The organism is Parabacteroides chongii (assembly GCF_029581355.1).
Classification (GTDB): Bacteria; Bacteroidota; Bacteroidia; order Bacteroidales; family Tannerellaceae; genus Parabacteroides; species Parabacteroides chongii.
In genome coordinates this window covers 3,491,870-3,508,039 of sequence record NZ_CP120849.1, presented here as the reverse complement: position 1 = coordinate 3,508,039, position 16,170 = coordinate 3,491,870, and the positions used below count along the sequence as shown (strand labels likewise).

The following is a 16,170-nucleotide window of genomic DNA, read 5'->3' as shown; positions in this document are numbered from 1 at the left end:
AGAATTTTTTCTTTAATCGTGAAAGAGGAACACAGAGGTTTATTCCGCATTTTTCTTCAGCCACTCCAATCTGCGCAAATCGGGCAGATGCTTTACCTGAAAATGTTCGAACTTTACATTAAAACCGTTTCCGTCGGGACAAGCCCCCATAAAGCCGACCTTTACCGGTGTATTATCCTGTAGCCAGGCATTTCGCATCATGGTGTAGGTCTTGTCGTCGAAGGAGTAGAATATTTCGACGGCATCCAACCGTCTGACCGCCTTAATCCAGATATAAGGGACAGGTTTATCCAGCGTTATCACACTCCAGTCGCTGGTCTTATGGGTAACGACCGTGCTCAGATTGAATTTACCGTCTACAAATTCGATACCGGCCTTGATATAATTCTCATGGTCTATACGCAGCATCAGTCCCGCCTGGTCGAAACGCTCCTTATAATCGCCCGTGATCTTCACTTTGGCTTCAAACTCGCCGCCATAAGTCGCATAATAGAAAGGCGCATCATCGACGGTAAATCCATAATGAGAGATACGCCAGTAATCGCTTTGCGGGGTAACGAACATGGACAATGTCTTGTCCTTGATCTCCCATTGTGCTGGTTCGTTGAACCACTGCATCTTTTCGAGTGTCTGTGCCGATGTTGTTTCCATTGCCAGTAAGGCGAATACGCCTAAGATTATTTTCTTCATTGTTTTCATACATTTTATTTATCTTTGCAAAGGTAGACGCTTGCCGATAAACATGCAATACTGATTAATAACCATTCTACCCGTCAGATATGGATATCGTAAACAAACTGAACGACGAATTACTGAAACAGACATTCACAGAAGAGCAACAGTTATCGAACCGGCTCAATGAATGTAAACTGATCGCATCCACGTATGCACAGATTGAAAATTCGATCGCAGTACTAAGTGACATGAAAACGAACACGAGCCATATCTACTACGGAGGAATGGCGGAGAAACTGGGATTGACCGAACGAGGCTCCAACAAAACGATCCACTCGATCTGGGAAGAAGAGATCTTCAGCCGTATCCATCCCGACGACCTGCTGGAAAAACACCTCCAGGAACTCCGGTTCCTGGACTTTCTGAAAAGTATTCCGGAAAAGGAACGTGCCGACTATCATATTGTCAGTCATATCCGGATGCGTGATAATACCGACAAATATATCCATGTATTACACAGAATGTTCTACATCGCCAGCCAATCCAACGGCAGCATCCGGTTGTCTTTATGTCTTTACAACCTGACAGCCGATCCATCTTTAGACAGTGCCATCATCAACTCCGCCAACGGACAAATCCTGGAACTGCAGAAACAGACTTATAACGATATTTTATCCGTAAGAGAAAGAGAGATTCTACAACTAATAGAACAGGGCATGATGAGCAAAGAGATTGCTTCCACCCTCTCGATCAGCATAAATACGGTAAACAGGCATCGGCAGAATATCCTGGGAAAGCTGCACGTAAGCAATTCCATCGAGGCATGCCGGATAGCCAAAGGGCTGAAACTGATCTGACGGCACCGATCTCTCCCTGATTAAAACGTTACCGAAATAAAACTCCCCACCGTAAGGATCTGTGTACACTTCTTATCGGACGGGGCAGCCACCGGCGTCAAACTGTAATCCAGAAAGAACTTTACCCCTAGATTCTGTTTAGCCAGGAACGTCATCGAACCGCCCGTTTCCATACTCATACCGCCCCTATTACCGATCGTCACGGTCGACAGGTCACACGCGGAATAGTGACCGTATCCGGCCAGCAACTTACTACCGACCAACAGACGGGAAGCCAACGGATAAGAGAAGTATGCTCCGGCATATCCCGCTATCCAATCCAACGACTCGTCTTCGGCTACCTCATTCAAGATCACAGACATATTCGCTGCCGTAAACTTTCCGCCGAACCCGACATACGGGTTGATGAACCAGGCACCCTCGACACCCGCACTGCTACCGGAAGAAAAACTCATCCGGGAATGATCATTTAAGCGATACTCACCGGGAATAACACTAAGCCCCAGATGAAGCCCCAAAAATGAAGGAACATGGAAACGATCGAATGTCTCAGAAGAAGCGGAACGATTCAGCCCTTTCTCTTTGAATATCAGGTCAGCAAAGAAATATCCCAACTCCGTCGACAGGATACCGAAACCTGCCCCTGCTAGGATATCGCTCAGCCAATGCTTGTTGTTTGCCATCCGCGTAAGCCCGGTTGCAGTGGCCACCGAATAAGCCCCGATACTATACCACGGACTTTTGAAACCATATTCTTTGCTCATCATTGTCGCCGTCATAAATGCCGTTGCCGTATGGCCGGACGGAAAAGAATGATCGTTGGAACCATCAGGACGCATCACTTTGGTATGAACTTTCAACTGCCCCACTACCGTCGACATGATCACAGCGGAAAAAGCATCCGAAACCAGCATCCGTCCCCACGAACTTCGACTTTCCACACCTCCTGCTTTCATTCCCAGCATCACGGCAGCCGGAAGATATTGGGTATAATCATCGTAACGGCGGCTGAACGCAGGCAGGTAAGCATTCCTCAACTGCCGGAAATGATCGTCTTCACTTTTCACGATCAACCCTCCGACAACAAGCGGGACAACGATATAAGTCATCTGATAAGCCCGCGAAGAAGTTACCTTGTTTATAGTCCGCTGAAAGCCACTCTCCCGGGGAAAGATCTTTACAGTATCGACCTGTGCATGCACACCCCAAGAGACAGATAATAAGAATAAAAAGAATAATTTGCTACGCATCATTGAATACAACTATGAATGACGGCAGCAAAACTAGAAAGCAATTTTGTAGACAATTTGAATTTGGTCAGCCTACTTCCTTCTTGTCGAAAGATACGGTAAACCGATGCAAACCTTCCTTATATATATAATGTATATGCCAACCATGATATTCACATATAGCCTTTGCGATAGCCAACCCCAAACCGTTCCCCTGCACCTTCTCCGAAGGACGGTAAAAACGGCTGAACAACAACTGCTCGTCCAAACCCGCCTCCGCCGACGTATTCGCGATGGTCAGCCGGCGATCCGTTACGGAAATAAAGATTTCCCCGTCTTTCACATTATGACGCACAGCATTTATAATCAGGTTATTTATCAGGCTTTCTAATAACGTCCGGTTAGCCTCTACCTGAACCGGAAGAGCTCCGAGATCCGTATGCACCGTTATCCCTTCCGTCAGCTTTTCCAGTAAAGGCAACATTTCTTTCAAAGTCCGCGCCACATCCATCTCTTCCATCTGTTTATACTGATCGTTCTCGATACGGGCAAGCAGCAACAGGTTTTTATTCAGGCGGGACAGGCGGCGCGTCACTTCATACAGGCTCTGGACGATCTCCGCCTGTTCTTCCGTCATATCGGACTGCTGCAACAATAGATCCAGTTTGCTTTGAAACACAGCTAAAGGGGTTTGCAGTTCGTGCGAAGCATTCTCCGTAAACTCCTTCTGCAAACGGTAGCTCTCCAGGTTCTTTTTCATCAGCTGGGTAAGGGAGGCATTCAGCCGGGTAAACTCCTGTGTGTCATTCGGCATAAACCGGGGAATATTTCCTCCTTCGAGAGAAAATCTTTCTATACGCCGGAGCGTATCGTCGAAAGGTATCCACAGACGCTTGGAAATAAGCCTCATCATCAGGACAAGGGCAATACTCAACACACCGGTGATCAACACAAACTGCAGAACGACTCCGACCAGCAGATCCCTCTCCAGATCCATTGCCGGCAACGGATTTCCCGCTTCTACCGCCTCTATTATATCTATCAGATCCTCGGCATAAAATTGCTTCGTCAGATAATAGAACAAAGGAGTAGCAAGCAGCAACAACACAGCTGCACAGACGATAAACTGCGTCAGGCTTTTATGTAACAGACTTTTCATTCGATCCATTTATATCCGGTTCCATACACGTTCTTGATACAATCGTCCGCACCGGCTTCCGCCAACTTGGCCTTCAGGTTCTTGATATGGGCATATACAAAATCCTGGTTATCCAGCATATCGGCCATATCACCGCTCAGGTGTTCGGCAAGGGCACTTTTAGAGATCACCTTGTTGCGATTTCCGATAAAGAAAAGCAACAACTCATATTCTGTCCTGGTCAGAATCACTATCCTGTCTTTTACATGGACTTCCTTGCTTAACAGGTCGACGCTGATATCGTTGCTACACAACGTATTACTGCTTGAAAACTGCCTGCGGCGGATAATAGCATAAATACGCATGCTCAGTTCAGGCAGATGGAAAGGCTTGGCCAGATAATCATCAGCCCCGATCTTCAAACCGTTCACCTTATCATCCAAAGAGTCTTTCGCTGAAACGATGATCACTCCGGCCGGATTGTTCTGCCGTTTTATCTCCCGCAGGACATCCAAACCGTTGCCTCCGGGCAGCATCAGGTCCAGCAGGATACAGTCGTAATCGTATAAATTGACTTTCTCCATCGCCTCCCCGAAAGTAAAAGCCTGCTCACACAAATAGCTCTCGGAATTGAGGAAGGCGGCAATGCTGCCGGACAATTCCCGTTCGTCTTCAATGATCAACAGTTTCATTTCACAATCATTAAAATGCTTCCACCGGTTATCAGCAGTCCGCCGATAATCACTCTCAAACTTACAGGTTCCTTCAGAAAGAGGAAAGAAAGACAAATCGTGAGAACAACACTCAGCTTATCGATCGGAGCCACACGTGAAACATCCCCTTCCTGTATCGCCTTGAAATAAAACAACCAGGACAGCCCCGTCGCTATCCCCGACAGAATAAGGAAAATCCATGTATGCCGGTTGATCTCTTTTATCTCACCGACATGATTACCAAAGAATACGATCCCCCACGTGATCAACAAAATAACCAACGTCCGGATAGCCGTTGCCAGGTCTGAATTAATTCCTTTGACACCCACTTTCGCAAATATAGCCGTTAAGGCAGCAAAGAGAGCCGATAGAAGCGCATAATATTTCCACATAATACATACTGATTAGGATATGACAAATTTACATATTTCCTGAGAGAAACCAGCCAACCTCCTGAACGAAAGCCGGCAACTGCAAAACTAAGAGTGAATATTGAAGACATTTTGAAGATGACGATGGAAAGATTCCCTCATTTACCGCGACCTGACAAGAAATGTCTGCATCTTAACTCAAATAAGCCTTGAGTTACTTGCTTTTCATCCCCATGTTTATTATCTTTGGAAGGCGGGGAAGTTGTTGCCGACGCCCTCGGCAAAATAAACGACGCCCTCGACAGCTTTGCCGACGTCCTCAACAATATTGCCGAGAGCGTCGGCAACAACTTACATCGGCAGAAAAACACGATAAGATCGGACATAATCAAAGATAAGTCCGAGTAATTATAGATATAGATAACGATTAATTGACACTAGTATGGGGAGAATAAAATTCGGAGTATATAAGACTCCTAAAGGGAATGGGACAGAGCAACAGGCTTGCGCCCGGCTTATATCCAAAGGGACCATGAGAATGGAAGAGATTTGTGAATATCTTTCAGATTCAAGTTCGCTTACCTCAGCGGATATAAAAGGAGTGATCGAAGCATTGACCACTTATATAGGTAGGAATTTATCGCATGGATATTGTGTGGAACTGGAGGGGTTCGGGCACTTCTCCCCTGCCCTCAAAACGTTACAGAAAACAGATGAGAAAGGCCGGACTGTCTTCTTTGCGAGGGCTGACGGGGTAAACTTCCGTTGTTCCAAACGATTGAAAACATTGGTCAACAAGGAGCGACCGATAAAAGTCAAAAGGGAAAATGTAACTTCCAACGAACAGGAAGACCGGAAAAAGAAAATGCTCAGATACCTGCAAAACAATCCGTATATCAATCTGACGGATTATGCCTCGCTGAACAGTTGCAGCCGTTACCGGGCTACGGAGGATATGAAACAGTTTACGAAGGATGGAATAGTGATCAAGATGGGATATCGGACACACAGGGTGTATTCGTTGCCATCGCAGGCAGAGGAAATATCGCCCGCATAGACAAATGCGCCGACAGCAACCTGCGGCAGAATTCAAATTAAATAACTATATTTGCTACTTTATAAAGCAGTACGACTATGGCTAGATCAATCTTACGCAAATTCCCGATCGGGATGCAGAGTTTCAAAAAGATCCGCGACAATCACTTCCTGTATGTCGACAAAACAGCCCTTGTTTATGAACTGGCCAACAGCGGAGGCTCTTATTTCCTGAGCCGTCCGCGGCGATTCGGCAAAAGCTTGCTGATATCGACTATCGAAGCCTACTTCAAAGGACAAAAGGAGTTGTTTGAGGGACTTGCCATCGAACAGCTGGAAAAAGACTGGATCACCTATCCGGTATTGCACATAGATCTGAATGCCGAAAAGTTCGACGCTCCCGAACAGTTGGACGCCCTGCTCAGCAACCAGCTGACACAATGGGAAGAAATCTACGGAAAAGGGGAGGATGAAACAACCCTTTCCCTCCGTTTCAAAGGGGTGATACGCCGTGCTGCCGAGCAAACAGGCCGTCCCGCCGTTGTCCTGGTCGACGAATACGACAAGCCGCTATTGCAATCGCTACATAAAGAAGCACTCCATTCAGCCTACAAGGATACCTTGAAAGCGTTCTACGGCGTACTGAAAAGCGCCGACCAATATCTGAGATTCTATCTGTTGACAGGCGTCACCAAATTCAGCCAGGTCAGCGTCTTCAGCGACCTCAACCAGCTGAACGATATCAGTATGGACAAGCGTTATAACGAGATTTGCGGCCTCACCTGGCAAGAGATAGCCGACAATTTCGAACCCGAACTGAAAGAGTTGGGCGAAGACAACGACCTCACTCCCGAAGAGACGCGCGAAACCATGAAACGCCTCTACGACGGCTACCATTTCATGTTTGGGCAGGAAGGCATCTTCAACCCCTTCAGCGTCTTGAATGTGTTGGATAGAAGTCAATTCGACAACTACTGGTTTAAGACCGGAACCCCGACCTTCCTCGTCGAGCTGCTGCAAAAGACAGATTATGATCTGCGCGACATCGACGGCGTACAAATGGCAGTCGATGGTTTTGCCGATTATAGAGCCGACGTGCAACGTCCAATCCCGGTGATCTATCAAAGCGGTTACCTGACGATTAAAGGGTTTGATCCACGTTTCCGACTATATACGTTAGGCTTTCCTAACGAAGAAGTAAAATACGGATTCTTGAATTTTATCGTGCCATTCTATACTGCTATCCCCTCTACCGAGAGTTCTTTCTACATTGGAAAATTTGTTCGTGAACTGGAGTCGGGCGACGTAGATGCCTTTATGGAACGCCTGCGTGCCTTCTTTGCCGATATTCCCTACGAACTGAATGACAAGACCGAACGCCACTATCAGGCCGTCTTCTATCTCGTCTTCAAGCTTATGGGACAGTTCACGGAGGCCGAAGTGCGCAGTGCCCGCGGTCGTGCCGACGCCGTGGTGAAAACCCGCGACTACATCTACGTCTTCGAGTTCAAACTCGACGGTACCGTAGAAGAAGCCCTCCGCCAGATCGACGATAAGGGCTATCTCATCCCTTACCAGTCCGATGGCCGCCAACTAATCAAAGTCGGAGCCAATTTCAGTGCCGAAGAGCGCAATATCGAAAACTGGATGAATGTAAAATGAATATGAAAATTACCTTGACATGTTGATATGAATATCGAAGAGTTCAGAGAATATTGCCTTTCATTAAAAGGAGTACATGAAAAGATGCCGTTTCCCAATGTGGCGGATAAATACAGTCGGGATCTCTTGTGTTTCTATATTGCGGACAAATGGTTTTGCTTTGTGAATATCGAGGTCTTTGATTTCTGTTGTATCAAATGCAATCCGGATGAATCGGGGGAACTGCAAGGAAGGTATGCAGGCATTACGCCGGGGTGGCACATGAACAAGAAGTATTGGATCAGTGTCTATTTCAATCAGGATGTGCCGGATCAGAAGATTAAAGAGCTGGTGAAGAAATCGTATGAGATCGTAGTCGGGAGTCTTCCGAAAAAGGAAAAGGAGAAACTGCAAGAAAGGGATACATGATAAAAAGAACACGCATCCCTATTCCTTCTGCCGTTGTTTTAATTCTAATAATTACTGATAAGTAGTTGACAATGAATAAGGTTTGTCAGCTTCATCAAAGACACGCTTCTTGTTTGGAGCAGATGTCATTTCGAAGGTCAGCTCTCCCCCGTTCATTATATCTTGTTGAGTAATATATGCTTTGGTATATGGTTTCCCGTTCAGTTTTACGGATTTGACGTAACGGTTCTTGTCGCTTACCTTGTCGGCTCTGACTTCGAATGTCTTTCCGTTTTCAAGAGAGACTTTCATGTAAGGCAGATAAGGGGCACCCAATACATATTGGTCGGTTCCCGGACAAACAGGATAGAAGCCCATCGCCGACAGGATATACCAGGCAGACATCTGGCCGCAATCATCGTTACCGCACAGGCCGTCGATATTGTTGCGGTACATCTTGTTCATGATCTCACGTTGCCAGTACTGGGTTTTCCAGGGTTGTGTAGTCCACATATACAGGAATGGGATATGATGGCTCGGTTCGTTGCCATGTACGTAACCACCCAGAAGACCTTCTTTGGTAACATCTTCCGTTTCGGCGAAAAATTCGTCGGGCAGGTGCATAGTGAAGAGAGAGTCCAGTTTAGTGATGAATGACTTGTCGCCTCCCATCAACCGGATCATATTGTTTACATCCTGGGGAACATAGAACGAATAGTTCAGGCCATTGCCTTCGATAAAACCTTCGCCGTGTGTGCTCAGCAGGTTGAAGTTCTCTTTCCAGCGTCCGTCGGAATAACGGGGACGGGCATAACCGATACTGGTGTCGAATACATTGGTATAGTTCATAGCCCGCTTCTTATAACGGTCGGCCACTTCACGATTTCCTGCCAGAAGGGCTGTATTGTAAATCGTCCAGTCGTCGTAGGAATATTCCAGTGTCAACGAAGCGGCACTGCCACTACGGTCGAGGGAGACATATCCTTTCTCCATCAATTCTTTCGTCCCGTCATAATAAGGAATGGTAGAGCTGCTGACCATTGCTTTCAACACTTCCTCCTTATCCAGCGGCAAGCCTTTTGCCACGGCATCAGCCAATACGGATACGGAATGATAACCGATCATACACCAGTTCTCGTTTGCCATATGGCTCCATACAGGCAACGCCTTATGTACACTTTGTTCGCAATGTTTCAGCATGGAACGGGCGATATCGGTATTCACCTGGCGATTGATAATATTGAACAGCGGATGCAAAGCCCGGTAGGTATCCCAGACAGAGAAGACCGTGTAATTAGTGAAATCGTCTGCTTTATGAATATTACCATCCAGGCCACGATACTGACCATCTACATCGGTGTAGACACAAGGGTTGATCATCGTATGGTACAAAGAGGTATAAAGCATCGCCATCTGATCGTCAGAACCTTTCGCATCGATAATAGAAAGCTCCTTATTCCAGGTATCCGCAGCACGTGAGGCCAGTTGGTCAAAACTATATCCGGTAGCCTCGGCATGCAGGTTTTTCAAAGCGCCATCGGTGCTTACACCGGAAAGGGCTACTTTTACTTCCAGTTCATTCGAAGAAGCAGGATCGAAATCGAAATAAGCAACGATCTTCCGTCCGCCTATATCCGGGAAGTTCTCTTTCATATTGAACTTGCCGTAACCGCCGCGGTAATCGACTTTTGCTTTTTCATCGCAGCCGTAATGGATAACCGGTTTGGAGAAAGACATGGCGAAATAGGTGTAATTGGCTCGTGCCCAGCCGTTGGTTATACGATATCCTGTCACTAACGTATCATTTTCCACACGTATACTTGTCCATAGAACCTTTCCGTCGTAGTTGTAAATACCATGTATCATATCCAGGATAATACGCTGATTCTCCGTTTCTTTCGGGAAAGTATATTTATGTATTCCTGCCCGTTTGGTTGTAGTCAGTTGTGCTTTCACACCGTAATCGGCCAGCATCACTTCATAATAACCGGGACGGGAGATCTCTGTGTCGTGTGAGAATCGGGAACGATAGCCGCCGTCGGGATCGGTTGCTGTTCCGGGATTCAGTTTCAGGCAACCGGTAGTCGGCATAATCAGGATATCACCCAGGTCGGAGTGTCCGGTTCCGCTGAAATGGGTATGGCTGAAACCGACGATGCTGCTGTCTTTATGCTGGTAACCGGCACAATATTCGTAAGCGCGGGGTTGATATTTGCCGTCCACATTATGCGGGATCGTATCGGTATCCGGACTCAACTGTACCAGTCCGAACGGTACGCATGCTCCCGGAAAAGTATGTCCCATCCCGTTCGTTCCGATGATCGGGTTCACAAATGAGACTTTATCCTGCTGAGCAAATAAATTTCCTCCTGCCAGTAAAGCAGACAGAATTAAGGCTAAACATGTTGAAGACTTCATAATATATAATGTATTTGTTATTTCGTCAGGAACGCCTGGTACTCATTCCACATCCCTTCGATGCTGCTATCTTCACCGAAGACACTTTTTATCGCTTTATCGAAACTCCAGACTTCCAGGTCGCGGACAGTCAGATGGAATTTACGTATAGCATCCGGATCTTTGGTTTTCAGCCATTGGATAAAGAAACCCGTTGTGCGGTAACCATCCATCCAGTTACCTCCGGGCTTGCGTGTATTCATATCAAAAAAACCGGCTTCTGCCCGCACAGCATCAGCCATTCCTTCGATACAGGCCCAAAATTCCTTATTGGTGGAATAACTCCCGATACCTCTCGGTTCGAACTGATAAGCATGAACCAGCTCATGGTATAAGACGCCACGTGTCTCAAAATCGAGTTTATACAACGACTCGTTGGCTGACTTCTCTATGTGTTGTGTACTGTATTCGATGGAAATAACAGGGGGATTGCCGGATTTGGCAGATACACCGTCGTAGTCTTTCAGTGTATATTGAATGGTCTGCACGTCATTCATCGTATCCTGGGCGGTATAAAAAAGGATTTCCGCTACCTTTTCGGCATGGTATTTTATGTAAGCGTCCGGATCCTGCACCAGGTCGGCATAGATGGACGCCCCCTTTGTCTGAGGATCGAGCACCTCGAAGTCTACTTCGGGATATCTGAAATCTTTCCAGTCTGTCAGGAGGTTCTTTTCTGAGAAAGAGACATCGCCTATTATCAATATATCATTTCCCTCAGTGGATGCTTCCAGCATATACTGTTTATAATTTGAAGGATTAGCTATCGTGCAAAGTATCTCCTGATAGCGGGAGCAGAAACGCTGGTCTTTGCGTTCGTCAATCACCACCCATTTCGTTCCGTCGTACGAACCTTTTAATGTCCAGGTTGCCGGATCGTGTTCCGGCGTTTCTCCCGATGAGTAGAGTTTGTAACTTTGGATAGGAATGCTGCATTGAGTATCAAAAACGATTTTATTTAAGCCCTGCGCTCCCGTATAACAAGTGGTAGGATCTCCGTCCGATAATTCCGGGACATTTACAGAGATATTTTCCCTACATGCAGAGAATAAGAGTAAGCTAACTACTACAATTACATATTTATTCATAACAACACAACTTTACTGTTAACTCAATAATGCATTCACTATCCAAAGAAAACAACTCCCCAAAAACGCCTTTGTCTGAAAATGCCGATCAAACAAGGGCGGTGATAAATCACGAATGCAATATTAGTTAGTTTCCATTTCCCTTGGTTATTCCTCAAATACCAAAAGAGTGTCATAATCTGCCGGATGTAGATTATGACACTCTTTTGGTAATCCGGGACACTGATGGTTTCTTACAGGAAATGTCGAATGCTTCGGTTCGATGTCGTCGAGACGGTCGCTTCGACGCCATCGAGACGGTCGCTTCGACGCTATCGAGACGGTCGGTTCGACGCCATCGAGACGGTCGGTTCGACGCCATCGAAAGGATCGTCTCGACACCGTCGAAAAGATCGAGGGGTTAATTCTTCCGATATTCACCTGGTGTTTGGTTATACTTGGAGGCGAATTCGCGGTAGAAATAGGATTTATTTGAGATACCTACTTTATAGATGATCTCCTGTACATTCAGATTGGTCGTTACCAGCAATTGGGCAGCATACGTCAGCCGGTAATCCTTAATAAAGTCGGTCGGAGTAAGCGGAGATATTTTCTTGAACCGACGGTAAAGCGAACGGGTATTCATACCCATTTTCTCTGCAATCAGCTCGGGACGCAAAGTTTCCTTATCCAGATTCTCTGTGATGATAGCAATGACTTCATCCATAAATTCCTTGTCTTCCTGATGGATCAACTGTCCCCCGGATTGCTCGTAAGCACTTTCCGGTGAGTAGTAGTAATCTTTCAGTTCCTTCTTGCTTGTCATCAGACGATTCACCACCGAACGGAGCACAACCGACGAGAACGGTTTAGTCAGGTAAGCATCAGCCCCCAGGTCCAATCCTTCAGCCTGATCGCTTTCGGAGATACGGGCGGAAACGACGATCAACGGGATATGCCGGGTAAACTTATCCGACTTCACACGACTAATCAGCTCCAGACCGTCTATATCCGGCATCATTATATCTGTAATAATAAGAGCCGGTGTTTGTTTCTCCATCAAAGCGAGTGCCTCTTCTACACTGAACGCTTCTTCTATCGTATAAGCCGGGGATAAGGATTCTTTGATAAGCCAGACAATATCTTTATTGTCGTCTACCACAAGGATGCAAGGTTTGTCATCCGCAGATACCGGTACCCCTATCTCACCCTGATCCGGAGAAGTCGCTAAAATACAGGTATCAGGTTCTTCGTTATCTTCCACCGTATCGTCTTCATCTACTTCCAGATGTGGTAACCGGACGATAAATTCAGCAAATTTACCTTCTTCACTTTTCACTTCTATCGTACCACGCAAAGACTGCACCATACTATGACAGATAAACAATCCCAAACCGTTTCTGGAAGTCATTTGGGTATAATTGTTTCCATCCAGATCACCCAGTATACGATATCGGTCAAAGATTGTATTCAGGTCTGCTTCCGATATTCCTTTACCTGTATTATATACGCTGATGATTAACGAATCATCCTCTATCGTTGCCGAGATACGGATGCTACCGGCCTCGTCCGTATATTTGAAAGCGTTGGATATCAGATTAACCAAAATCTTCTTCAGACCGGTAGGATCGGTATTCCAATTAAGAGAGTCCGGCAGAGATATCGTAAAGTTTATTCCATTCTGCTCAGCAATAGGGGTAAAGGAGTCGTATTGCCTGCGGATAATATCGGAAACGGAAGTCTTTTTAATACTGAAATAGTTCATTCCTGCTTCCTCAATCTTGCGGAAGTCGAGGATTTCCTGGATCAGTTCGTTAAGGCTTACTACGTTATCCCGCAATATACGGATATATCTTATCAGTTTATTATCCGAAGTATTCTCCGCATAAGTATGGATATAATCCCCCACCCCGTTGATCAAAGTAAGCGGAGTGCAAAGTTCATGTGTGATATTGGCGAAGAAATTCAGCTTTGCCTCATACAGCTTTTCTTTTTGTTCTTCCCTGATCTTCCGTGCAACGAGTTGTTGCTTTTCTGCCATTCTCCGGTTGAAACGGTAAAATAACCCCGTTAATAAAAGAAGAAATGCAAACACATATAATACGATTGCCCAGGTTGAACGATACCAGGGAGGAAGTACCTTCAATGGTAAAAGGTATTCGCGGGCATTCGAGTCGTACACATCGTTTTTGTAGCGGACTTTCAGTACATAGTTACCGTAAGGAAGTTTGGTGAACGATATTTCGTTATTCTTCTGTAATTCCGTCCAGCCGGTATTATAATTCTGCAACAGGTAAGAGTATTCATAGTTTTCTCCATGAATATAATCTGTTGCAACAAACGAGATATTAAACGTCGAGATATCCGGAGGAATCACGAGCTGGGCAGACTCTGCATCCGTATAGTCGTAAAGACTGACCGTCTCCCCTCCCATCTTCAGTTCAAAGAAATGAAGGTCCGGCCGAAAGTTTTCCAACTGGTCATTTTGGGGGTCGATCCAGACGAGACCATCGATACCACCGAAAAACAACCGTCCGGTATATTCGCATATCCAATAGGCGTCATCCGAAAATTCAGTAACTTTCAACTCCTGATGCCCATAGTTATGAAAGAAACTGTTACGGGGATTATATTTCGTCAATCCTTTATTGGTACTTAACCAGATACATTCATCCCGGTCTTCCAGTATACCGTGGATCATATCGTTGCTGATACCGTCACTCCTGTCGAACTGCCTGACATCACAGGTACCTGATGAATTACATTTCATACGGGTCATTCCGGAACTGGCACCCAGATAAAAGGTCGAGTCGCTACTATAATATAGGCTTAATACGTCACCAATTGCCTGGTTGGATGAATTATTCATCGACATAAAGTCATATTCCCGGGTAAGCAGGTCAAAACATGCCATCCCGTATCCGCCGCGACTACCCAGATATATAGTCGATTTTCCGTCGTAATACATCGAATAGAATTCGTTACAGACTTTTCCATCCTTCTCCAGTTGATAGGAATCAATGTATTCGACGACCAGACCCGATTTACTTTTCTCCAGAATAACCTCGATCAATCCATCCCCTGTCGTGGCTACCCATAAAGTAGAATCGTTTACCTCACAGATGGAATGCACATATCTTAATTTTGTATCGATCTTACTGGGAAGTGTATGCACCTTCCCATCTTCATACGAATAATAGGAAAGCCCCGGACCATCCGTTCCGATCCACACCAAAGAATGATACCGGCTCTTATAAAAACAATATACACGGTTATTAGAAAGTCCGTTGGCTGTGGTATAACGGGTTATCTTATCGGAAGGTATCTGTTTTCCCTTATAAGAATCATACTCCTTTATACGAACAAAGCCATCGCCTTTTGTTCCGAACCATAACGTTTTATCTTCGTCGGTATAAACCGAACGTACAGGATTACGCATCACAAAAGGCAAATCTTCCAGCAACAACCCGTCAAAACGCTCTGACTTATCGTAAAACATCCTGACACCTTGTCCGTCCGTTCCGATCCAAAGAATATTCTGTTTATTGTCTTTAATCATACTAAAAATACCGATATTCAGATCGAAAGCTCCTTCCGGATCATCCAAATCCATCAATAAACCATCCCTGAACGCCAGGTATTGTTTCGACTGAAAAGAAACAATACGGGATATATCCCCATATTTCTTCATCCATACGGAAAGATCAGACAAATATTTTATCTTTTTATCCTTCATTCCATATTGATACAATTTGTTCTCAGTATCCACATAATAGAGAACACCTTCTTCATAAAAAGCCTGCCTTATCTCTTTATCATGTATTTTGCTTTCTTTTATCTGTAATTTAAGAGGTAAAGTAGAATAATCCGGAATGATCTTTTTCAGAAAGCCGTCAGACGAAAGAATATAAAAGTCCCTTTGCTCATCGGTAAACAAGGCTTTTACTGCATCCGGAGTTATCCCTTCTGTATAAATATCCTGAAAAGAACCAGCCCGGGCGGTATAACAAGAAATAAAATTCTTCCGGCTTACCAATAGCGTATTTTCCAGAGAGTCAGCAACAATCAGGCGGCATTCGGGATATTCCATATACGACTCCGTCACTTTGCGTTCTCTCAATGAAAACCGGTTCAGTCCCATCGAGGTCGAGATCCATAGATATTCTCCGCCACCTCCCGAAATCTTATGAATAATATTGCTGCAAAGTGTATTTTTATTATCAGGTTCAAAACGGTAAACATAGGTATTCTTCCCATTATACAAGTTCAATCCGTCATACGTTCCAAGCCATATATAACCATGAGTATCCTGGTAAATATCTATTATCGCATTATTCGACAAATCAATATTATTCGCTTTATGGAACGCCATCGATGCCGCTCCTTTAAAAAAAGGACACAGCAGGAATAAGCCCAATAATAGAAATCGTATTGATAGGAATCGAGTCATTATTATATTTATTATTGATCAGACGACAAATATAATCCATCTTTTCCGTAATATTAAAACTTTTTAAGCTTAAAGGAATAAAGGATTATTAATAAAGCGATAACTTCGCATATTCGAAGGTGATAATAT

At 45.1% G+C, this 16,170-nt stretch carries 12 protein-coding genes; 4 read left to right on the top strand and 8 right to left on the bottom strand.

The window, feature by feature from the left end:
* Positions 1-39 precede the first annotated feature (39 nt).
* Positions 40-690, bottom strand: a complete 651-nt coding sequence (locus P3L47_RS13025) for a DUF1349 domain-containing protein (protein ID WP_075556902.1) — start codon at positions 688-690, stop codon at positions 40-42.
* 89 nt (positions 691-779) lie between these two features.
* On the opposite strand from P3L47_RS13025, the gene P3L47_RS13020 reads away from it, so the two are divergent.
* Complete coding sequence (locus P3L47_RS13020) at positions 780-1,532, top strand: response regulator transcription factor (protein ID WP_277781050.1); 753 nt, start codon at positions 780-782, stop codon at positions 1,530-1,532.
* 20 nt (positions 1,533-1,552) lie between these two features.
* Here the strand turns inward: P3L47_RS13020 and P3L47_RS13015 are convergent, their stop codons facing one another.
* The 4 genes from P3L47_RS13015 to P3L47_RS13000 form a co-directional block, all read right to left on the bottom strand.
* Entirely contained in the window at positions 1,553-2,785 is a 1,233-nt protein-coding gene (locus P3L47_RS13015; protein WP_277781049.1) for a phosphatase PAP2 family protein, read from the bottom strand.
* A gap of 64 nt (positions 2,786-2,849) precedes the next feature.
* Positions 2,850-3,920 (bottom strand): sensor histidine kinase, encoded by a 1,071-nt coding sequence (locus P3L47_RS13010; RefSeq protein WP_277781048.1) that lies wholly within the window; start codon positions 3,918-3,920, stop codon positions 2,850-2,852.
* A complete protein-coding gene (locus P3L47_RS13005) occupies positions 3,917-4,591 on the bottom strand; it encodes a response regulator transcription factor (protein WP_277781047.1) in 675 nt (224 codons plus the stop codon). The genes P3L47_RS13010 and P3L47_RS13005 overlap by 4 nt, the downstream gene beginning before the upstream one ends.
* Positions 4,588-5,004 carry an EamA family transporter gene (locus P3L47_RS13000; protein ID WP_277781046.1) on the bottom strand — a complete coding sequence of 139 codons (417 nt, stop codon included), beginning with the start codon at positions 5,002-5,004 and terminating at the stop codon, positions 4,588-4,590. The genes P3L47_RS13005 and P3L47_RS13000 overlap by 4 nt, the downstream gene beginning before the upstream one ends.
* 421 nt (positions 5,005-5,425) lie before the next feature.
* Between P3L47_RS13000 and P3L47_RS12995 the strand changes: the two genes are divergently transcribed.
* The 3 genes from P3L47_RS12995 to P3L47_RS12985 all read left to right on the top strand — a co-directional run bounded on the left by P3L47_RS12995 (position 5,426) and on the right by P3L47_RS12985 (position 8,088).
* Entirely contained in the window at positions 5,426-6,040 is a 615-nt protein-coding gene (locus P3L47_RS12995) for an HU family DNA-binding protein (protein ID WP_277781045.1), read from the top strand.
* 77 nt (positions 6,041-6,117) lie between these two features.
* Positions 6,118-7,680: an ATP-binding protein gene (locus P3L47_RS12990; RefSeq protein WP_277781044.1), complete on the top strand. Its 1,563-nt coding sequence runs from the start codon at positions 6,118-6,120 to the stop codon at positions 7,678-7,680.
* 27 nt (positions 7,681-7,707) lie between these two features.
* Positions 7,708-8,088 (top strand): MmcQ/YjbR family DNA-binding protein, encoded by a 381-nt coding sequence (locus tag P3L47_RS12985; protein WP_277781043.1) that lies wholly within the window; start codon positions 7,708-7,710, stop codon positions 8,086-8,088.
* A 51-nt stretch (positions 8,089-8,139) separates the two neighbouring features.
* Here the strand turns inward: P3L47_RS12985 and P3L47_RS12980 are convergent, their stop codons facing one another.
* The 3 genes from P3L47_RS12980 to P3L47_RS12970 all read right to left on the bottom strand — a co-directional run bounded on the left by P3L47_RS12980 (position 8,140) and on the right by P3L47_RS12970 (position 16,041).
* Entirely contained in the window at positions 8,140-10,485 is a 2,346-nt protein-coding gene (locus P3L47_RS12980) for a GH92 family glycosyl hydrolase (RefSeq protein WP_277781042.1), read from the bottom strand.
* A 17-nt stretch (positions 10,486-10,502) separates the two neighbouring features.
* Complete coding sequence (locus P3L47_RS12975) at positions 10,503-11,612, bottom strand: basic secretory protein-like protein (protein WP_075556743.1); 1,110 nt, start codon at positions 11,610-11,612, stop codon at positions 10,503-10,505.
* A 400-nt stretch (positions 11,613-12,012) separates the two neighbouring features.
* Positions 12,013-16,041 (bottom strand): hybrid sensor histidine kinase/response regulator transcription factor, encoded by a 4,029-nt coding sequence (locus P3L47_RS12970; RefSeq protein ID WP_277781041.1) that lies wholly within the window; start codon positions 16,039-16,041, stop codon positions 12,013-12,015.
* Between the last annotated feature and the right edge of the window lie 129 nt (positions 16,042-16,170).